The organism is Bernardetia aquimarina (genome assembly GCF_042180575.1).
GTDB lineage: Bacteria > Bacteroidota > Bacteroidia > Cytophagales > Bernardetiaceae > Bernardetia.
Genome location: NZ_CP170094.1, coordinates 3,580,119 through 3,600,597 on the forward strand (window position 1 = coordinate 3,580,119; position 20,479 = coordinate 3,600,597).

Here is a 20,479-nt window from a genome sequence, read left to right on the forward strand (position 1 = left end):
CTCACATTATAGGACACACTACAAAAAAAACGGCTTTATTCGTAGCTTGAAGGTATTATTGCGTGTACGCTCGCAACCTCAAACACTTGTATAAAAAGACTTGTCAAATTGGCAAGTCTTTTTTGTGTTTAATGACCTAAGTGCTACCTTCTACACATAAGATTACAAATAATATTTGATTTAAATATTAGATGGTACTATATTTATTCAAACTCTTTTCAAGTGGGATAAATTATTGATGATAGAACCTTTAATAATGATATACATTATCCTGTTTTAAAAAAATGACAAAAAATCATTTGGTACAAGTCTTAATTTATCATCAATCATTTTTTTTCTATGAATCCAATACAAATTCTTAAAGAAGCCATAGACAAAACTGCTCCTAATTTATGGGATAAAGACATCGTTTTGTCAAGAAATGAAATGCTTGTTCAGACTGGCAGTATTGATAATTGGATTTATTATGTAGAAAGTGGTGCGCTTAGAATTTGTGTAGAGAGCGAAAATGAAATTCATACTACTCGTTTTGCGTATCGTAGTTCGCTTGTTACAGTTTTGGATTCTTTTTTTAAAAGTGTTCCAACTATTTATTCTATTGAGGCAATTCGAAAATCAAAAGTAGTTCGAATGAATGCAACTGATTTTAAAAACTTTCTTTTATCAAATGCAGAATATACAAACCTTTGGCGCATTTTGTTAGAAGAACTCGTTTTACAACAATTAGAAAGAGAAGTTGATTTATTGAATAATTCGCCTGCCGAGCGTTACAAACGTGTTTATGAACGAAGCCCACAACTTTTTCAAGAAATTCCTCACAAATATATTGCTGCCTATCTTCGAATGACTCCTGAAACATTTAGTCGTTTGCATTCTTCTAAATAATCAGATTTTAATAAAAAAAATCAAACTCCTAAAAGCATAGAAGTTTGATTTATTGAAATTAACTAATCACTAATAACTACTTAAACGCTCATTTCCAATTCTTTATACAAAGGAAAATCTTTCATCCAGTTATTTATTTCTGTACGAACATCAGCGATTACTTTCTCATCATCAGCATTCATCAAAACTTTATCAATTAGTTCGACGATGCGTTCCATGTCACTTTCCATCATTCCACGAGTAGTAATGGCAGCCGTTCCGATACGCATTCCAGAAGTAACAAAAGGAGATTTGTCATCAAAAGGAACCATATTTTTGTTGAGTGTAATATCAGCTTGTACAAGTATATTTTCGGCTTTTTTTCCTGTAATATCTTTATTACGAAGGTCAATAAGCATCAAGTGATTATCTGTACCTCCAGAAATAATTTTGTACCCTCTATCTACAAATGCTTTTGCCATGGCTTGTGCATTTTTAGCAACTTGTTTGATGTAGGTTTTAAATTCTGGTTTTAGAGCTTCGCCAAATGCTACTGCTTTAGCTGCAATAACATGTTCTAAAGGTCCTCCTTGCGTACCTGGAAAAACTCCAGAATCCAATAAAGCAGACATCATTCTTAACTCTCCTTTTGGATTTTTGATACCATAAGGATTTTCAAAATCTTTCCCCATCATAATAATTCCACCTCTAGCACCACGCAAAGTTTTGTGAGTGGTAGAAGTTACGATATGACAATGAGGTAATGGATTAGCCAAAATACCACCTGCAATAAGTCCAGCAGGGTGAGCAATATCAGCCAATAAAAGCGCACCAACGCTATCAGCAATTTTACGCAAACGAGCATAATCCCACTCACGAGAATACGCAGAAGCACCACAAATCAATAATTTTGGTTTTACTTCTTTTGCTTTTTGTTCTACTTTATCCCAATCGATAAGACCAGTTTCTTTTTCTACTCCGTAAAAATGAGGTTCGTATAATTTCCCTGAAAAATTAACCGTTGAACCGTGTGTAAGGTGTCCACCATGTGAAAGGTCAAAGCCTAAAATTTTATCTCCAGCATTCAAGACTGCTAACATAACGGCTGCATTTGCTTGTGCGCCCGAGTGAGGTTGTACGTTTGCCCATTCTGCACCAAAAAGTTCTTTCAAACGGTCGATAGCTAATTGTTCTACTTGGTCAACAACCTGACAGCCACCATAATATCTTTTATTTGGTAATCCTTCAGCGTATTTATTTGTCAAGACACTTCCCATTGCTTCCATTACTTGTGGAGAAACAAAGTTTTCAGAAGCGATTAGTTCGATGCCATGTTCTTGTCTTTGACGTTCTTTTTCTATTAAATCAAAAATTTGAGTATCTCGTTGCATAGTATTTTTTTGTTTTATTCTGAGTTTTTGAGAGCAAAGATTAGGTTTTCCAAAAATACGAAATTTTATTAGTATTCGATTTCTGTATTGGGTAGAAGTTCTTGTAATTTCTTTTTTTCTTCTTCACTAGGGTAGATATACATAAAACGAAGATGCTTTAATGTTTTGAGTTTTTCAAAATCTTTGGTAATGTGAGGAGGAAAAGGTTGGGTAGGACGAAAGGCAATAGTTATCTGTTCAATATTTTTGAGTTTGAACATAAAAGCTGGAAAACTATCAAAGCTAGTTTGATTTAACATCAAAAAACTAAGTGAATCCAAATTCCCAAGTTCTAAAGGAAATGAATCTATATTGTGTAAAGTGAGATGCTCTAGGTTTTTTAGCTCTCCCATTTCTTTTGGAATAGATTTTAAATAGTTTTCTCCTCCCATACTTGAATAAAATATTAACTCTTTAAGATTTTCTAATTTTTTTATGTTTGGAGATATATAAGTGATTTTATTTCCCATTATATTCAACCTCTCTAATTTTTGTAACTCAAAGATTATTTCTGGCAGTGTATCAAACTTATTCCTTTGTAAAACGAGGAGTTCCAAATTAATCAGTTGAGCAAACTCTTTTGGTAATGTTCTGATATTCGTTTGACTGATTAATAGAAAGTCTATATGAGAAAATTTATCTATATTTTTAGGAAAAATGGAATCTTTTGAATCGGTAATATGAAGAAAAGTTTGTTTTGGGTTTTTGATAAACTCTTCTTCTAATTTCTCTTCTAAACTTAGTGCTGTAATTCTCCTAGTTTCTTCTCTATATTTTTTATTCTTTTGGTAAGATTCAAATTCTGAATAGCTCTCATACAAGAATAATGAAAAAAAAGAAAGTATGAATACAGAGAAAATAGATTTTTTAAATACAACTTTGAATTTCCCTTTTTTGATAAAAAATATAGAAATCAAAGAACTGACAATGAGAGAAAATACAAGAAGACCTCCTAATAAAAACACTGAAATAAGACACATTTTTTGTGCAGGTACATTGCCATTGAACAGAATATTATAAACAGTCGTCAAAACAAAAGCACATAATAGAACAAGAATGAATTTTATAAAGGGTTTCATAGGTATTGATTAAAAATAGGAGCATTGAGCAAAATTATGATTTTTCTTCTTCCGTTTCGCTTTCATTCTCTAGCTCAAAGCCTACTTTTGCATAAATTCTATCCATCGAAATTTTACACTCCCCAATTTTCACTTCTTTATCATTTTCATCATAAATTTTTGTTCTTATTTCTCCTTTTATTTTTTTGGTATAAATGATAATTAACTTTTGTTTTGTGCTGACAATAATGTATTCTTTCAAACTCTTTAGTTTCAAATAACATTTCATTTTTTCACCTAAATCATATCCTTCTGTGCTTTTTGAGGAAACTTCTATCACAATTTGAGGATTTGTAAGAACCTTCAAGCCATTCCTATTTTTTTGAGCAAATACTAATTCTTCACAAGTAATAGTCAAATCGGGAAAAACATATTTTGTGCATTCAGGCAAATGAACAAGCATATCACTTGGATAAAGTGTACAATCTGAATCTCTCAAGCAAATATATAACTCTCCTTGTAAGTTACTTACAATTTGATTGTGTTCAGGTTGCGCTCCTGCCATCGCCACAATTTTACCATTATCATATTCACTTTTTGTTTCTGCTAAAAGTTCTCTATCTAAATATTCCTCTTCAGAAATAAAATCAGTTTTTTTAGAATTACTTTTAGTCGCTCTATATTTATCTTTTTCCTTTTTTGTAATTGACATAATAGAATGAGTTTAGTTTTTAATTTCAAAACGCTTTTCTAATTCAGAAAGTTGTTATCGATTTTTCTACCAAAATAAATATACAAAAAACAGCTTGAAATAAGTATAAATCAAGCTGCTACATTTTTTATTTCTACACTAATTCTTACTCTTTTTCTTCCTTCGCCCAAGCTGATTGCATTCCCGAATTTACCATATTCGAAGTAGCACGACTGATAAGCTGCCCTGTTTCTGCGTGATGAATTTCTGCCGAAAAGTTTATCATTGTTTTTCCTTTTCTGACCAAAATAGTTTTTGCAATTACTTTATCGCCTATTTTGGCTTGTCCTAAAAAATCAACAGTCAAGTTTACAGACAAATAAACGTGTGGAAGAGCAAGCGAAAAACAAGACATTCCGATAAGGTCATCCATGATAGCTGAATGAATTCCACCATGCAAAATTCCGACAGGATTTGTCATTTCTTCACGTACTTGATATTCCATTTCCATCTCGCCTTCATTTGCCGAAATAAGTCTGCCATCAAGCCATTGAGAAAGAGGAGGATTCATAGCACCTAGTTTTTTTCCCTCTTGGGATTTTATCATTGCCAAAATTGGATTCATAGTTTTTTTAAATTAAAATACTGTAACTGATTAGCGAGTGATTTATATGATGAAATGCATGATAAATACATTTTTTACTACTAAATTAATATCCTTTTAAAGAATCATAAGTATAAATAAGCAACATGTATTTATTTTCTAAGTGATAAACTGAATATATTTTATTTTTAGAATAAAAAGTAAATGTTGTGTTTTTTGGTAATTGCTTCACTTTGTATAGATTGATTCCATATTGAAGAGTAGAATCATTTATTCTTTCTAAATCAAGAACTTTTGTTAGTTCTTCTTTCTTAATTTTGGTTTTTTCAAAACCTTTTTGATATAAAATATTGATACAAAAAAGATTGTCGCTTTTTTTATCCACATAATCACATTGTGCATAATCGTCAGAAAGATATTCACTCACTGAAATAGAATCTTTTAAATTGAGTTTAGCATCAAACCTATACAAAAAATTGTGGGTTTGCCTAAATAACTCTCCTCTAACTTCTTTAAACCCTTGAAAATAATAATCAACATCGTGATTAACAACTGTGTCTATTTTACCTGTATAAACATTTAACAACTTCATATTATCATGCAAATCATCAAAAGCAAATAAAATAGAATCATTTATAACCTCTGCATACCCCCAACCTCTACTACTCCATTTATTATATCCGAATAAGTTAGAATTTTTGTTGTCAATAGGAAAAAATACTGTATCTATCTTCAGATAGTCAATACTTTTTTCAGCAACAATTTTATCATCTTCTTTATATGAGAGCCTGTTCGAGTTTAGTTTAAAAAAAAAGAACATCAGATTTTTTTATTAGTTAAGTAATTGATTTTCAGTTACTAATTAAAATATCAATTTCTATGTTTACTAATGAATATTTATCTGATGCTCTTTGGCAATATATGAAAAAATTTATACCTTCTTCGTATTTGAAAAGAAAACGCAAACACAGTTTGTATAATTTATTTTCTGGTCTATTCTATCTTACTCGTTCAGGTAGCAGTTGGCGTTTGCTTCCTAGTAGTTATGGTGTTCCTTGGAGTAGCTTGTATGATTATTTCAGTAAGTGGCAGCAGACAGGTTGGTATAAAAAGCTGTTAGATAAGCTTGTTAGAAGGGAACGTATAGCACAAGGTAGAAATCCAAGACCTTCTTTGGGTTGTATAGACTCTCAAAGTGTTCAGAGTGTTTATGGAGGAGAGGCGATAGGAGTGGACGGCTATAAGCTCAAAAAAGGACGGAAACGGCATATTTTAGTAGATACGCAAGGAAATTTACTAGAATTAGAGATTAGTCCAGCCAATCAAGCCGATGTAAATCAACTTGCTTATTTGTCGTATTTAGCTCAGTTTAGAGGCAGACCATTTTTCAAAATTCTTGCTGATGCAGGGTATAGAAGTGGGGCTTTGGCTACTGAAATATTTAGTCAAACAGGAGTGCAAGTGGAAATTGTCAATAGTCCAAGAAGAGAAAAAAAAGATGATAAAGCATTTGTTCCACAACCCAAAAGATGGGTTGTAGAAAGAACATTTGCGTGGCTCAATCAGAACCGAAGACTAAAAGTAGATTATGAAAAAACAAGAAAATCTGCAAAGGCATTTGTGTATTTAGCTATGATTTTGAATCTCATAAACAAAGGAGCTAAAAGAAATAAAAAATAAAAACTCGAACAGGCTCTGAAAGTGTATCAGCCGTTTTTATATTTTTTTCTTCTGTTCTATTTTCTTTTTTATCATCGGTTTTAGTAGTACAAGAAACGAAGAGTAATAAAATAAATAATGATTTTATCATTGCCAAAATTAGATTCATAGTTTTTTTAAATTAAAATACTGTAACTGATTAGCGAGTGATTTATATGATGAAATACAGGATAAATACGTTTTTTACTACTAAATTAATATCCTTTTAAAGAATCATAAGTATAAATAAGCAACATGTATTTATTTTCTAAATGATAAACTGCTGACAACTACGGAAAAATTTAGTACTATTCAAAAACTTCTTAGCTTTGTTTGAAAAAAGATGACTGTTGATTTCTACATTTCGAATTTACTTTGCTTAACTATATAAATCTGACAGCATTTAAAATGCTATCCTTTCATTGCCTCTGTGTGAAACAGCAGCACTTTTTTTATTCTTTGATTTTAATAAGACCAGTAAGAACGCAGAATGAAGAAAAAGGAATAAATACAGATACACGGCCTTTAGGTTTGTAGTAGATAAAATAGATGTAATTTCTTATCTTGTATTTAAGAATTCATCTAGCAGATAGAGAACCTATATCCACGGCAAGATTTTGAAATCTATATCCTGAATCAGCCTCTATCTGCTTTTATTCAATCTCAAACTCAAATAGTTTTCGGAGTATTTTTATTGACCTAAAAATAAACTCATTAGATAAGGTTTTAAGTCTGATTGAATACGATGAATCACTTTAAATTAGTCACCCTAAATTAACTTTTTTATGCCAACTTACCAAAATTTTATAGGTATTGATGTGAGTAAAAACCATTTAGATATAGCTCTTTTTCAAGAAGGCAAACCCATCAAATACAAACATATTGTGAATAATTTAGAAAGTATAACTTCTTACCTTTCTTCTTTTCAAGACAAGCATGAAATTAAAGAAAGTTTGTTTTGTATGGAACATACAGGTGTTTACATTAACTGGCTTTTGGTTGCTTTTAGTGATTTTAAGTGTTCTATTTGGGTAGAAAATGCTCTTCAAGTAAAGCGTTCTGGAGGAGCTAATAGAGGTAAAAATGATAAAGTTGATGCTGGGCGTATTGCTACTTATGCGTTTCGTTTTCAAGACAAAGCAAATCTATATTGTCCACCCAGTGAACAGCTAGAAGACTTAAAAACACTTCAAAAACTACGTAAAACGCTAGTCAATCATAAACAAGAGTTAGAAACGTATGTCAATGAACAAAGTCAATTTAGTAAATCTTCTACTCAAAAACTGCTTGAAGAAAACTCTAAAGCTACTTTAGAGCATTTGACACAAAGGATAAAAGAGCTTGAAGAAGAAATGAACCAAATTATAAAAAACGACCCACATCTTAAAGAACTCTATCAATTAGCTACTTCCGTGACAGGAGTAGGAAAAGTAACTGCTATTCAGTTATTAGTAGCTACTGATGGATTTACTAAGTTTGATACAGCTAAACAATTAGCTTGTTATTGTGGTGTTGTTCCCTTTGAAAATTCTTCTGGAAAATTCAAAGGAAAAGCTAGAGTTTCAAAAATGGCTAATAAGCAACTTAAAACGGCTCTACATATGTGTGCTTTATCAGCTTTACAAGTGGAAGGAGAATTAAGAGCTTATTATTTAAGAAAAGTAGCAGAAGGTAAGAATAAAATGAGTGTCATTAATGCCTTGCGAAATAAAATTATTCAACGCATTTTCGCTTGTGTAAAAAACAAAGTTTTATACGATAGAAATGGAATAAATTTTAACAATTTTTCTAAAGGTTAGACTTGGTTTTACCATAGTTTTCAGGATGCCGAATACATATCAGTCACTCGGCAAAGCCAAGCGACGGCAATTTTTGGACAGCCGAGCAACAGCAGGGGTAGATTACTTATTAAAAGGCACAATTGCAGTAATCCAGCCTTCTATAATTGTTTCTGTATCAGATATTCTCTCGCCAGAATTGATGTCAAAACGACGAATTGCGTTGGAATTTGTTGTAACAATTAAATTGTCATTCTGAATTGCAAGAGTATATAATCCAGTAATTTCTGTTTCTGTGATTATTTCTTCTGTTGAACCTGTTTGATTTATCTTAATAATTGGATCAATAGCTCCATTATAAACATAGTAAAGTGACGAATTGTTTATTGCCATGTCGGTTGGATTGCTGTCAGTTGATAATATGATTTCTTGAATTAGCGTTCCGTCTTGGCTTATTTTATATATTCTACCATAAAATGAATAATAAAGTTTTCCATTTAAATAAGAAATTCCTTGGGTTCTAATATTGGTTAATTTAGAAACCACAGTTCCATCTTCAGGGTTTAATTTATAGATTGATTCATCTGCTCCCATTCCACCAAGCCACAGAAACTCTCCGTTGAATTCAAGTGCGTGAGGCGAATCGACTTGAGTAGGCAAATCAATTGTTCTTTCAATTATGGATTTAGTTTCATTGTAAAGGATAATTTCAGATTCTCCAACACCATTCTGGTTCGGACGAGTTAATATCCACCATTTAGTGTCTGAATCGATGTTGTTGAAATCGTCACTATCATTATTGCAAGAAACAAATGAAAATATTAAAATAATTAATGCTAAAATATGTTTTTTCATAATGAGTTTTTGATTATTAGAATAGTTTTCTAAACATCAGTAATTGCACCGAAGTTTATCTTTTCTTAAATTGTATATAATGTTTTTTTGGGTGTTTCAAACAACTAATTTAGTAAATAATTACCAAAAAAGTCCGTAAATATTTTCTTCAGTAAGCAAAAAGCTAATGATAATTATATACAGTATTAGCTTTTAGTGTTTTTTTTAGTAGGTTTATAATCTACTGCTTCAAATTGAAAACTATTCTTTCGTTTTGAACTTTTTGTTAATTATTTTTTTCCCAATCTTCTCCTCGTTGGGCTTAGTTTGTAACTAAGACCTATCAATTATATAAATCTTCAGATTTATGTCGTCAAGTAAATACAAAAACACCTATCACTCGCAAATCTGAAGATTTGCCAAACTGATAAATCGTAGTCTAAGACAATGCTTAACTACGATTTATTCTAAGTTGAACGAGGGGCAATTAAAAAAAGCCTATCAAATAATGATAGGCTTTTTAACTGTATAAAATTTATGGCTTAAAAGTAATTTTTCCTATTTTAAAAGTATCATCTCCTTCTGCATATATAAGAGCTTCTGTTTCAGTTATTTTAGCCATTTTACGAGGTATTATCCATTCTTTATCCTTTTTTGGAAAGAATCTATATATTTTTTCTTTTATAGCTTTACCTGTAACTAAGTCTATGACAACAACAGATAGCATTGCCTCCTTAGAATTGATAGCATAGTCATCAACTTTATCATTAACTGATAATTCTAGTGATTTGTTATCTATATGTTCTGGAAAAATGAGGTATAGTTTGTCTCCTACTTTTTGTTCATAAAAGGAGGTATAAGTAGAACCATATTGTCTCTTTGATACCAAAGTAGACCATTTTACGACTCCATTTTCATCCAAATTCAAAACGGTTATATCTTTTGATGACCCTGATATATCTTCTAAGGTTATGAGAACACTACCATCCTTATTTTCTATGAGATTATGGAGAATAGTAAAATTATGAGTATATTTTTCAGCGTTGAGGATTCTCTGATATTTTTCTTCTAGAGGAATAGTTATATTTTTCTCAACTTTGCCAGACTCTCGATTTGCACTAAGGTAAACGACACCTTTTTCTTTCTTTTTTCTATTTATATCTTTAACATAACCTCCATACATTCTTATTTCATTTGTATTGTCAAGAGCATATTTATAAATTACAAATTCCTTCATTAATGGAAACGAGTATTCTTTTAGCTCTAAGTCATCAGAAACACTAAATATTTTTTTTACTTTTTCCTTCCTTGACAGTTCATGTGTGCCACTAATATACGCAGTTCCCATACTATCTAAATAGTATGTTCCCAATTTTTCCATTTCAAACTCTGATTCTTTATAAGGTAATTCATATGCCTTTTGGTGTTTTAATTTTAGATTCTTATCAAGAAGAGCTACATATACTTTTTTATATTCATTTCTTGCTACAGGTAGCTGATAAGTTATCATGACCTCAGAAGAGTCATTGTTAGTAGTTACCCTAAAAACATATCCTAACTTTATAGCCAAATCTTCTTTACTAGTAGCTGAGTTTGCTTTTCCCATGCGATCTACCGTACGAGCTAATAACGAAGATTTAGAAGGAAGGGGATTTTTTGATAGATCGACTTCTACTAACTTCTTCTTTTCTCCTACTGATAATAAAGTTGACTTATCTAATTCTTGGACAAAGAGAAAGGCTTTCTCCAGTTTATTGTTTTCAAAACTAGTAAATAGAAGTAGTTTGTCGTTATGCAAAAGTATATTATTATAATCTTCTTCTTCATTATCTAATTGTATCTCCCTTGCTTTTATTTTTGAAAAGTTATCACTATAGTTTTCTATAAAATGCTTTGTACGTTCTTTAAACTCGAATATATACTCCTCCCTCTTTATAATACGAATTCCGTCCTTTGTAGTTCCTACTACATCTATATCTCCTTGTGTTACAGTACGAAGTCCTGATTTTTCACTTTTCTGACGTGTCTTATTCCAAAAAGCTTTTGCATACTGGCTTTGGGAAAAAGCAATGGTAGGAATAAATAATAATGAAATAAGAAATAAGGGTAGATATAATAATCTGTTCATAATCTTTAATATATTAAATAAGCAATTTTTAAATTTATTGGAGCAACAATTTGAAAGTATTCTTTCTCAGGAATATCTGGATTGATAAAATAATTTGTTTTTATATGTGAAAAGCCTATACCAATATTGAACTCGAAAAACCATTTACTATCTATGAGATAATAGTTTCCTCCTACGTGAGGAATACATTCTAGTATAGTAGTAGTTCTATTTGCACTCTGAATAAATTTTCTTTTTCGAACTCTGACACCTCCATACATAAACTCTCTATTTTTCTCAAAATAAAACTTAGGACTTACAAAGTAGCTATACCCACTCTTTATATCTTTTAGCTTTATTCTATCTTCCTTATCAGTCAATAATGAAGAAATATAATAAGGCAATAGATATCCTAAACCAACTTCTAAGCCTATTCTATTACCTATGTGTTGTTCGTAAGAAAATGAAATATCTCCGTAAATAATCTGTGATACATTTATCTTCAAAGCTCCTATTGGTTTTTCGGCTTCATCATCAAAATAATAGTCTAAACTATCTGATGAACCTTGCCCATAAGATTGACAATTAAGTAATAGTAATAAAAAAAATATACAGTTTTGCTTAGAGAAATTCATTTAAACGATTTTGTTAATTGAAATACAAAAGTATGAAAAAAACTTTAAAATATGGAGGGAGTTATGGAATTGAAACTTGCATAATAATGTAGCGAAATGCAAAACCTTGCACTAGAAATAAAAAACCTACCCTACTCCAAAATCCCCCTAAAAACATTCATCACACCATCAAGGGTTTTGACTTGTTCCATAATAAAAATAACACGATTGTCTTTTTCTTTGAGTTTGCAACGGTCTGGACGTTTTTGAAGGTAAGTCAAAACTTTTCCGAAGGCATCCGATTTGTAATAATCTTCTCTTCCTGCAATAAAATAACCTCGTATTTTTTCATTTTTGATAATCAGCTTTTCAAAGCCTATTTGTTCTGCCATCCAACGCAGACGAACAGCTTGTAATAAATTATCAAAATCGGGTGGAGGAGTTCCGAAACGGTCTTTTACAGTTTCTTTGAATTTTTCTAACTGCTCTTCATTTTTCAATCTATCGGCTTCAATGTAGAGTTGAAGGCGTTCCGAAATATTGGAAATATAACTCTCTGGAATCAAAATTTCTAAATCGGTTTCTATCGAACACGTAATTTTTAGAGGTTGAGGTTTTGCATTTGGGTTTTGGAAAAGCTCTTTAAATTCTTCTTCTTTGAGTTCTGAAATGGCTTCTTCTAGCATTTTATGATAGGTATCTAATCCCAAATCATTGATAAAACCACTCTGTTCTGCTCCCAAAAGATTTCCTGCACCACGAATATCCAAATCACGCATCGCAATTTTAAAACCATCGCCAAGTTCATTAAATTCTTCTAAGGCTTTCAGACGTTTTCTTGAATCTGCTGGCAACGTGGCAGCCGAAGGAATGAGCAAATAACAAAAGGCTTTTTTGTTGGAACGCCCCACACGTCCACGCATTTGGTGCAAATCCGAAAGACCAATCAAATGAGAATTATTGATAATAATCGTATTTGCGTTGGGAATATCCAAACCCGATTCGATGATATTTGTCGAAACCAAAATATCAGCATCGCCATTTATAAAAGTCATCATTGTTTTTTCCAACTGGTCGTTTTTCATTTGACCATGTCCGACAACGACTTTCGCATCAGGAACTAAACGAGTCAAAATCCCTGCAACTTCATAAATATCAATCACTCGGTTATGAACAAAAAATACTTGTCCACCTCTGCGAAGTTCCAAACTGATGGCATCTCTAACCAAGGCTTCATTAAAACTATGCACTTCCGTAGTTACAGGCTGGCGATTCGGTGGTGGCGTGTGCATAACCGACAAATCTCTAGCTCCCAAAAGTGAAAATTGCAGCGTTCTAGGAATTGGCGTTGCTGTCAGAGTAAGACAATCTACATTGACACGCATTTCCTTTATTTTGTCTTTTGTCTTGACACCAAATTTTTGTTCTTCATCAATAATAAAAAGACCCAAATCTTTAAATTTTACTTTTTGACTGACAATTTTGTGCGTTCCTACCAAAATATCAATTTGTCCTTCTTCTAATTTCTTTAAAATTTCTCGTACATCTTTTGCCGTTCTGAAACGATTGACAAAATCTACATTTACACCAAAATTTGAAAGACGCTCACTAAAAGTACGATGATGTTGCGCTGCCAAAACCGTCGTAGGAACTAAAACAGCAACTTGTTTTCCATTCGAAACGGCTTTAAAAGCAGCACGAACGGCAATTTCTGTTTTACCAAAACCAACATCTCCACAAACCAATCTATCCATCGGAACAGGTTTTTCCATGTCTTCTTTTACGTCATTGGTTGCTGTGGCTTGGTCTGGTGTATCTTGATAAAAAAACGAAGATTCGACTTCGGCTTGCATATAATTATCTTTTGGATAAGCAAAACCTGTCGCAGTTTGGCGTTTGGCATACAAGGCTATTAATTCTGTACCAATATCTTTTAAATGCTTTTTTACTCGTTTTTTCTTATTGTTCCAATCTTGCGAACCGAGTTTACTAAGCGACATCGAACTTCCATCTTGACTAGAATGCTTCGAAATTTTGTGTAATGAATGCACACTGACATACAAAACGTCATTATCTCTATAAATCAAACGAACGGCTTCTTGCTCATTTCCATTGACATCCAATTTTTCCAAACCTGCAAAACGACCAATTCCGTAATCAATATGCGTAACATAATCGCCTGCTTGAAGTGTGTTGAGTTCTTTAAGTGTGAGAGCCTTCGATTTTGTAAAACGCTCCTGCGTGCTATATCTGTGATAACGCTCAAAAATTTGATGGTCAGTATAACAAACAATATTCAAATTATTGTCAATAAAACCACCACGCAAACCAATATTAAGACCGTAAAACTGAACACCTACGCCTTTTTCTTCAAAAATAGTGTGCATTCTATCAATCTGTTTTGGCAAATCGGCAGCGATAATACATTGATAGCCTTTTTGATTATAACTTTCAATATCAAAAACTAAATTTTGAAGGTTTTTATGGAATGTTGGTTGTGCCTTTGCATCAAATTCGAAAATAGAATGATTGTCTTTTGTTTTTTCGGTAACTCGTCTGAACTTTCTACCAAATTCTATTTGAATAAACTTTTCTATCTGATTTTTGAATTCTTTTTTGGTAATAAATAATTCTTCTGGGTCAGAAATAATTTGAGTATAATTCGAAACCTGCAAAATTGTATCAAAATCTTCTGTCGCTCTTTCAAAATATTTTTCTACTACATCGACTGTAAGTGCATAATCTTTTAGCCAAAGACGAGTTTTTGAAGGTACAAATTCTAAAAAATTCTCTCTTGTTTGTTTCTGTACTTTTTCGGTAACGTTCGGAACGATAACAGCACGATTTACTTTTTCGATGGAAAGTTGGTCAGTTGGTTTGAAAGTTCGGATGCTTTCTACTTCATTTCCAAAAAATTCTATTCGATATGGATATTCATTTGAATAGGAAAAAACGTCAATTATTCCACCTCTAACCGAATATTGTCCTGCTTCAAAAACATATTCTTCACGTTTAAAACCGTATTCGTTTAATATTTCTATTACAAAATTGGGTTCTACAATTTCATTAATCTTAACCACAAACGTATTGGCAGCCAAAACCTGTTTATTAATTACCTTTTCGGTTAGTGCAGACGGATAAGTAACTATAATAATTCCATTTTCTTCTGAATGATGATTATTGAGCCTTGTCAAAACCTCCGAACGCTGCAAAATATTAGCGTTATCTATCTTTTCAAATTTGTACGGCTTTTTATACGAAGTAGGAAAAAATAAAATATTAGGATTCGAACTAGACAAAGTTTCTCCCAAAAAATGCTGAATATCATTATAAAAATAAGCAGCTTCTTCGGCATCGTCCATCACCACAAAATGAGAAAGTGCAGGATTCGAACGATAAATAGCAGCCAAAACAATAGCATCCTGACTTCCCATAAGTCCTTTCAAATGAAAACGAACCGAATCAGTTTTGTTTTTTTCGTTTTCTAATTTTGAGGAAATGGTCTGAATGATACCATCCTTTTGATATTTTTTGACAAAATCCCTAGGAGAGAGTTTTAATATTTTTTCTTCTGTTTGCTCGTTCGTTTCTAGCTGGTTCATCTTAGAATAGAGTACCACAGACTTCCCAGTCTGTGAATTAGGATTATATTTTTGCACAGACTAGGAAGTCTGTGATACAATTTTTTCGAATAGAAATAACAAAGAAACGGTTTTGTCTCTTTGTTTTCAAACTATTGACAGCCTTACAAGGACTGTCAAAGTTTTTTTGCTTGAATTGAAACTTTGTAAGTAGTTTTTTTGGTAAAAAAAATAACTCTGACAATAGTTGATAAAGGATAAACGCCTGTAAAGTAAATAGGTTTTAAGATAGAAAAAAAATATGCCTTCTCTGATAATTTAAAGACAAGTCTTTGAGCTACACACTACAATATACTTAATTTTAGTTATTTATAGCTCTGCTTCATTTTGCCTTGCTTACCTTTGTGGAAAATCTGTACAGAACTTTTATTAAAACTATATTCTTTGGAAAATTCTACTCCTTCCTCTTCCGTTTCTCCTTCTAAAATCAATGATTTCCTTGCCAAAATCGGAGTTACAAAAGGTATTTTGTATATGCTTTTTGCTGTATTATTATTTGCTACAATGAATTTGATAGTAAAAATGTTGCCTCATATTCCTGCGATGGAAATTATTCTTTTTCGTTCTTTGGTTTCTTTTGTTATTTGTGTGGTCGGTCTGAAAATGCAAAAAGTAAAAGACTTAGGAACAAATAAAAAAGTACTTTTTCTGCGTGGGCTTTTTGGTGGAATGTCTCTTTTTCTGTTTTTTACCACGATTCAAAATATCCCTCTTGCTTCTGCAATTACGCTGCATTATTTAGCTCCCATTTTTACGGCAATTATTGCTTGGCTTATTTTGGGTGAGCGTTTGGTGCTTCTGCAATGGCTATTTTTTTTGATTTCGTTTGTGGGAGTAACGATGGTAAAAGGCTTTGATGAGCGTGTCGATACGGTTTATTTTGTCATGGGAATTGTATCAGCTTTTCTTGCTGGCTGTGCCTATAATTGCATCCGAAAACTCAAAACCTCAGAACATCCTCTTATGGTAATTCTTTATTTTCCATTGGTTACGCTGCCTATTGCAAGTCTGTATTGTATTTTTTATGAATGGACAATGCCTGTCGGTTGGGATTGGTTATACTTGCTTTTGATTGGAGTTTTGACACAAATTGCACAGTTATATATGACAAAAGCCTACCAAATTGAAGAAGCTGCACGAGTTGCTAGTGTGAGTTATACAGGAATTGTTTATGCCCTTGGTTTTGGGTTTTTATTCTTTCACGAGATGTTTAATATTTATGTTTCTATAGGAATTGGTCTGATGCTTTTGGGAGTGATTTTGAATGTTACCTTTAAGAATGCGAAGAAGGAAATAATAGAATAATTAACAGACTATTTTTTTGCTTTAATCTAAAATAAATTTTATTTTTGTAATCAAATAAATATAAATAGTGCAATTTTTCAAAATGAAAAACATACCCTTTCAAAATGAAAAAATAAAGATAGTGTAGAAATACGTTTAAAAAATAAAAAGTGGTTTTTTGAGCTAAAAACAGCGATTTGGTGTTATTTTTTAGAAAAACACAAAACTGGCAAATAGATTGATATATGTTTGACGTATTTCTAATAAAAGATTAGAAAACAAGAACTTGGCTTCACAAAAATTCTGATTGATAATTTATAGTTATTAGATTAATGATAATTGTCTAAAACTTTTGACAGAATTTTTACTTTTTGAAGCAGCAGAAAAAGAAAATTAGTAGAAGAATAACAAGGCGTTTGTGATAGAGCAATCTATCAATTTTTTGTAACGACTTACCTTTTAAGTTATTCAGCTAGGTTTTCTAATAGTTAAGTAGTAAAGTAAGTAAGTGGACAGAAAAAACTCCTTTCAATCGGAAGGAGTTTTTTTATGTAAAGGTATATATAGTCTTGAAATAATGTTATTCTTATCAAGTTCTATTTTTTCATCTAATAGAAACTGCTACATTCTTATTCCTGCCAAAATCACGTCATCAGTTTGTGACTGTGTTCCTTTCCATTCTACAAATTCTTTATCTAAAATTTCTTTTTGTGTGTTCATTGGGAAATTGGAAATTTCTACTAACTTTTCTCTAAAGATTTTACTCATATATTTCATTCCATCTTTTCCTCCAAACTGGTCTTGAAAACCATCAGAATAAAGATAAAACACATCTCCTTTTTGATAAGTAATTTCGTGCATAGAAAATGATTTGGCTTTTCTAGTACTTCCTCCAATCGCAGAAGTAGAGCCTTTTGTAAGTAAATGTTCGTTTCCTCGTATATGAAAAAGAGGGTTTTTTGCTCCTGCAAAGTAAGCTGTATTTGTTCCTTCTTCAAACACCAAAATTACGATGTCCATCCCATCACGAATTTGTCTTCCTGTACTTTGGCGTTGTGTGGTAGCTGCTGTAATTCGTTTATCTAATTTGTAGAGAATTTCATGAGGTTGCCATGTTTTTTCATGTCCAACTATTTCTTCTAAAGAATCCACTCCCATAACTGTCATAAATGCCCCTGGAACTCCATGTCCTGTACAGTCTGCCACAACAAATATTTTATAACTTTTTTCTTCTATTTCTATTTTTTTGAGCCAATAAAAATCTCCACTTACAATATCACGAGGACGAAAAAGTATAAAAGCATTTCCTAATTCTTCTTCTAATTGATTTATATCTCCTAGAATAGCACTTTGTATTCGTGCAGCATACGTAATGCTGTCTGTCATTTTTTTATTTGTTTCTTCAAGCTGATGATTTTTCTTATTGATTTGTTCTTTTTGTTGTTCTATTTCTTGTGTTCGTTCGATTACTTTTTCTTCAAGTTCTTGATTTAGAGTGCGCTGAAGTGTTTCGTTTTCTTGAAGTTGAATAATGAGTTTTTCCTGTACATTCTGCTTTTCTTTTTCATTAAGCTTCATTCTATATCCCAAACCCATTGAAAAAAGAAGTATTTCGGCTACAATTCCGACTTGTACAAATGCTCCTCCAACTGTTCTTGGTACAAGGTCTAAAAAGTTCATTATATTTCCAGAAGCAGCTCCTGCAATGAGTGCAAACGAGCCAGCAATGAAAAAATACATCAATTTTTTATTAATCTTACCTTTCATCTTTTTAGTATTTAGAATAATTAATAACCATACTAAAAGAATTAAAATAAATAAGGCTTGCAGACCAATGGAAAGAAAATAAAGAATGGCAATCAATTTTATATCTTTCGTAAAGTGATACAACATCACAAAAGCAACAACGATGAATTGAATATAAATAGCTACTTTAATTGCTTTATCTAATTTAGGAAAAAGCTCGTCTGTTCTTAGAAAAGAACGCATAAACAAGAAATAAAAAGCCACACAAAGTCCTGCAAAATACCATATATAATGAAACATTTCTCCATTTATTCCATCTAATGCCAAGCTACTCATGACCATCAGAAATAATCCAGTTCCGAGTAGATACAAAGAATAATAAAGATAAACCTTTTCTCTATTGAGAATAAAAATCAAAAAATTGTAGAAAACCATTATCCAAATCAGACCTTGAAAAATACCTTGAGAAAGATTACGGTATTTTACATCTTGTTCGAATTTATCTTTCTTTATCAATTTCAAATCAGCTTTTATTGGGCGATTATTAATATTTTGATAGCGAATAAATATTGTTTTTTGAGACTTTGGAAGGAAACTGACCCTTACTTTAGTTTGAGAAACTATTTCATCAATATTTCTCTCAGACGGAGAAACAAAGATACCATTGCGTTTGTGAGCATATTGATTAAGTGCAGGCAGAGGATCAAAAACATCTACTAAGTTCAAATCTTTTCCTAGATTCAACACCCATTCGTGTTCGTGTGGAAGTGTATTATTGATTGTAATTTTGACCCAATAAATACAATTAGAATTCCAACTTACTGTATCTGAATATTTTATAAATTCATTTTGTAACTCAACAATATTCTGAAAATTCTTTTTTTGAGTACAATCTACATAGACAAAAGCATCGTTGAGCAAACTATCATGAGTTACTTTTTCATTTTTAATATCAAAAACAGCCTTTGGATTTGTATCGAAAGAAGGAGCTATATTTACTTTTTCTATCTGCTCTCTTTGAGAAAAAGCAAAACTAAAAGTAAAAATAAAAAGGCTAGAAAGAATTAATTTGAAAAGGTTCATCTAAGTTTGAAAAAATAACTTGGTACGAGATAGAAAGATACGAATACTTATTAATTACTGCAAAGTCAAAAAAAAATTATACTTTTGTAATTATATTTACACTATCGTTTTTATGGTTTCCGTGTTTTTGTACTTTTACTCATTCTAGTTTGAATTGTAATTGCTCTATTTTATGCCTTATTTTTCGTTTATTATTCTTACTTTTAATGAAGAAGTACACCTACCTCGCTTATTAGAATCAATTAAAGATTTGGATGCACCTATTTTTATATTAGATTCAGGTAGTACAGATGCTACTTTATCTATTGCAGAAGCCTATCAAGCCAAAGTTTTATATAATAAGTTTGAAAATCATCCAAAACAATGGGATTTTGCTCTGAATAATTTTGATATTCAAACAGAATGGATTATTGGATTGGATGCAGACCAAATAGTAACATTAGAGTTACAAAAAAAATTAGCATTATTCGATGAAAATGCCGTTTCTAAAGAAGTAAATGGAATCTATTTTAATAGAAAAAATTATTTTAGAGGACGTTGGATAAAACATGGTGGCTATTTTCCGAAGTATTTATTAAAAATGTTTCGAAAAGGATATGGGCATTCTGACCTTAACGAAAATATGGATCATCGTTTTGTCATTGAAGGTAAAACTCAAATTTGGAAAAAAGGTTTCTTAATTGAAGAAAATACGAAGGAAAATGATATTTCTTTTTGGCTTGATAAACACAATAAATATAGTAATCTTGTAGCACAAGAAGAGGTAGAACGAATTCAAAAGTTGCGTTCACAACACACTACACGCAAACTTTCTGGCAACCCTGATGAAAGAATTGCATTTTTAAAGAATATTTGGTGGAAACTCCCTCTTTATTGGCGACCTTGTATTTATTTTATCTATCGCTTCTTCTTTCAATTAGGTTTTTTAGATGGAAAAGAGGGACGGATTTTTCACTTTCTACAAGGTTTTTGGTTTAGAATTATTGTAGATATTAAAATTGAAGAGTTATTAAAAGCTAAGAAATAACACTTCTATTCTACTTTATT

16 protein-coding genes are annotated in these 20,479 nt (G+C 31.5%); 5 read left to right on the top strand and 11 right to left on the bottom strand.

Going from position 1 to position 20,479, the window contains the following annotated elements; translation table 11 throughout:
- Positions 1-339: 339 nt before the first annotated feature.
- Complete coding sequence (locus ACE193_RS15455) at positions 340-885, top strand: Crp/Fnr family transcriptional regulator (RefSeq protein ID WP_375559124.1); 546 nt, start codon at positions 340-342, stop codon at positions 883-885.
- An 80-nt stretch (positions 886-965) separates the two neighbouring features.
- Here ACE193_RS15455 and glyA read toward each other — a convergent pair whose 3' ends face one another.
- The 5 genes from glyA to ACE193_RS15480 form a co-directional block, all read right to left on the bottom strand.
- Positions 966-2,255 (bottom strand): serine hydroxymethyltransferase, encoded by a 1,290-nt coding sequence (glyA, locus tag ACE193_RS15460; protein ID WP_375559125.1) that lies wholly within the window; start codon positions 2,253-2,255, stop codon positions 966-968.
- 68 nt (positions 2,256-2,323) lie between these two features.
- Complete coding sequence (locus ACE193_RS15465; protein ID WP_375559126.1) at positions 2,324-3,373, bottom strand: leucine-rich repeat domain-containing protein; 1,050 nt, start codon at positions 3,371-3,373, stop codon at positions 2,324-2,326.
- 34 nt (positions 3,374-3,407) lie between these two features.
- Positions 3,408-4,064, bottom strand: a complete 657-nt coding sequence (locus ACE193_RS15470) for a Uma2 family endonuclease (RefSeq protein ID WP_375559127.1) — start codon at positions 4,062-4,064, stop codon at positions 3,408-3,410.
- A 145-nt stretch (positions 4,065-4,209) separates the two neighbouring features.
- Positions 4,210-4,668 (bottom strand): PaaI family thioesterase, encoded by a 459-nt coding sequence (locus tag ACE193_RS15475; protein WP_375559128.1) that lies wholly within the window; start codon positions 4,666-4,668, stop codon positions 4,210-4,212.
- Between the two features lie 85 nt (positions 4,669-4,753).
- Positions 4,754-5,467 (bottom strand): hypothetical protein, encoded by a 714-nt coding sequence (locus tag ACE193_RS15480; protein ID WP_375559129.1) that lies wholly within the window; start codon positions 5,465-5,467, stop codon positions 4,754-4,756.
- 59 nt (positions 5,468-5,526) lie between these two features.
- On the opposite strand from ACE193_RS15480, the gene ACE193_RS15485 reads away from it, so the two are divergent.
- Complete coding sequence (locus tag ACE193_RS15485) at positions 5,527-6,327, top strand: IS5 family transposase (protein WP_375558806.1); 801 nt, start codon at positions 5,527-5,529, stop codon at positions 6,325-6,327.
- Here the strand turns inward: ACE193_RS15485 and ACE193_RS15490 are convergent.
- The gene (locus tag ACE193_RS15490) at positions 6,308-6,475 is read right to left on the bottom strand and encodes a hypothetical protein (protein WP_375559130.1); all 168 of its coding nucleotides are present in this window, start codon (positions 6,473-6,475) and stop codon (positions 6,308-6,310) included. The two genes, ACE193_RS15485 and ACE193_RS15490, sit on opposite strands and share 20 nt — an antisense overlap.
- 655 nt (positions 6,476-7,130) lie before the next feature.
- Here ACE193_RS15490 and ACE193_RS15495 point away from each other — a divergent pair.
- The gene (locus ACE193_RS15495) at positions 7,131-8,144 is read left to right on the top strand and encodes an IS110 family transposase (protein ID WP_375559131.1); all 1,014 of its coding nucleotides are present in this window, start codon (positions 7,131-7,133) and stop codon (positions 8,142-8,144) included.
- 102 nt (positions 8,145-8,246) lie between these two features.
- Here the strand turns inward: ACE193_RS15495 and ACE193_RS15500 are convergent, their stop codons facing one another.
- The 4 genes from ACE193_RS15500 to mfd all read right to left on the bottom strand — a co-directional run bounded on the left by ACE193_RS15500 (position 8,247) and on the right by mfd (position 15,280).
- Positions 8,247-8,783: a DUF5050 domain-containing protein gene (locus ACE193_RS15500; RefSeq protein WP_375559132.1), complete on the bottom strand. Its 537-nt coding sequence runs from the start codon at positions 8,781-8,783 to the stop codon at positions 8,247-8,249.
- Between the two features lie 709 nt (positions 8,784-9,492).
- Complete coding sequence (locus ACE193_RS15505; protein ID WP_375559133.1) at positions 9,493-11,085, bottom strand: hypothetical protein; 1,593 nt, start codon at positions 11,083-11,085, stop codon at positions 9,493-9,495.
- Between the two features lie 5 nt (positions 11,086-11,090).
- Positions 11,091-11,699: a hypothetical protein gene (locus ACE193_RS15510; RefSeq protein WP_375559134.1), complete on the bottom strand. Its 609-nt coding sequence runs from the start codon at positions 11,697-11,699 to the stop codon at positions 11,091-11,093.
- Between the two features lie 131 nt (positions 11,700-11,830).
- A complete protein-coding gene (mfd, locus tag ACE193_RS15515; protein WP_375563364.1) occupies positions 11,831-15,280 on the bottom strand; it encodes a transcription-repair coupling factor in 3,450 nt (1,149 codons plus the stop codon).
- 423 nt (positions 15,281-15,703) lie between these two features.
- Between mfd and ACE193_RS15520 the strand changes: the two genes are divergently transcribed.
- A complete protein-coding gene (locus tag ACE193_RS15520; RefSeq protein ID WP_375559135.1) occupies positions 15,704-16,624 on the top strand; it encodes a DMT family transporter in 921 nt (306 codons plus the stop codon).
- A gap of 600 nt (positions 16,625-17,224) precedes the next feature.
- Here the strand turns inward: ACE193_RS15520 and ACE193_RS15525 are convergent.
- The gene (locus tag ACE193_RS15525) at positions 17,225-19,432 is read right to left on the bottom strand and encodes a 7TM diverse intracellular signaling domain-containing protein (protein ID WP_375559136.1); all 2,208 of its coding nucleotides are present in this window, start codon (positions 19,430-19,432) and stop codon (positions 17,225-17,227) included.
- A 172-nt stretch (positions 19,433-19,604) separates the two neighbouring features.
- Here ACE193_RS15525 and ACE193_RS15530 point away from each other — a divergent pair, with 172 nt between their 5' ends.
- Complete coding sequence (locus ACE193_RS15530) at positions 19,605-20,459, top strand: glycosyltransferase family 2 protein (RefSeq protein WP_375559137.1); 855 nt, start codon at positions 19,605-19,607, stop codon at positions 20,457-20,459.
- The last annotated feature ends 20 nt before the right edge of the window (positions 20,460-20,479 follow it).

Bases quoted from the DNA above. Each gene is read 5' to 3' on its own strand.
- ACE193_RS15455 (WP_375559124.1), top strand. From the start codon at position 340: ATGAATCCAATACAAATTCTTAAAGAAGCCATAGACAAAACTGCTCCT.
- glyA (WP_375559125.1), bottom strand. From the start codon at position 2,255: ATGCAACGAGATACTCAAATTTTTGATTTAATAGAAAAAGAACGTCAA.
- ACE193_RS15465 (WP_375559126.1), bottom strand. From the start codon at position 3,373: ATGAAACCCTTTATAAAATTCATTCTTGTTCTATTATGTGCTTTTGTT.
- ACE193_RS15470 (WP_375559127.1), bottom strand. From the start codon at position 4,064: ATGTCAATTACAAAAAAGGAAAAAGATAAATATAGAGCGACTAAAAGT.
- ACE193_RS15475 (WP_375559128.1), bottom strand. From the start codon at position 4,668: ATGAATCCAATTTTGGCAATGATAAAATCCCAAGAGGGAAAAAAACTA.
- ACE193_RS15480 (WP_375559129.1), bottom strand. From the start codon at position 5,467: ATGTTCTTTTTTTTTAAACTAAACTCGAACAGGCTCTCATATAAAGAA.
- ACE193_RS15485 (WP_375558806.1), top strand. From the start codon at position 5,527: ATGTTTACTAATGAATATTTATCTGATGCTCTTTGGCAATATATGAAA.
- ACE193_RS15490 (WP_375559130.1), bottom strand. From the start codon at position 6,475: ATGAATCTAATTTTGGCAATGATAAAATCATTATTTATTTTATTACTC.
- ACE193_RS15495 (WP_375559131.1), top strand. From the start codon at position 7,131: ATGCCAACTTACCAAAATTTTATAGGTATTGATGTGAGTAAAAACCAT.
- ACE193_RS15505 (WP_375559133.1), bottom strand. From the start codon at position 11,085: ATGAACAGATTATTATATCTACCCTTATTTCTTATTTCATTATTATTT.
- ACE193_RS15510 (WP_375559134.1), bottom strand. From the start codon at position 11,699: ATGAATTTCTCTAAGCAAAACTGTATATTTTTTTTATTACTATTACTT.
- mfd (WP_375563364.1), bottom strand. From the start codon at position 15,280: ATGAACCAGCTAGAAACGAACGAGCAAACAGAAGAAAAAATATTAAAA.
- ACE193_RS15525 (WP_375559136.1), bottom strand. From the start codon at position 19,432: ATGAACCTTTTCAAATTAATTCTTTCTAGCCTTTTTATTTTTACTTTT.
- ACE193_RS15530 (WP_375559137.1), top strand. From the start codon at position 19,605: ATGCCTTATTTTTCGTTTATTATTCTTACTTTTAATGAAGAAGTACAC.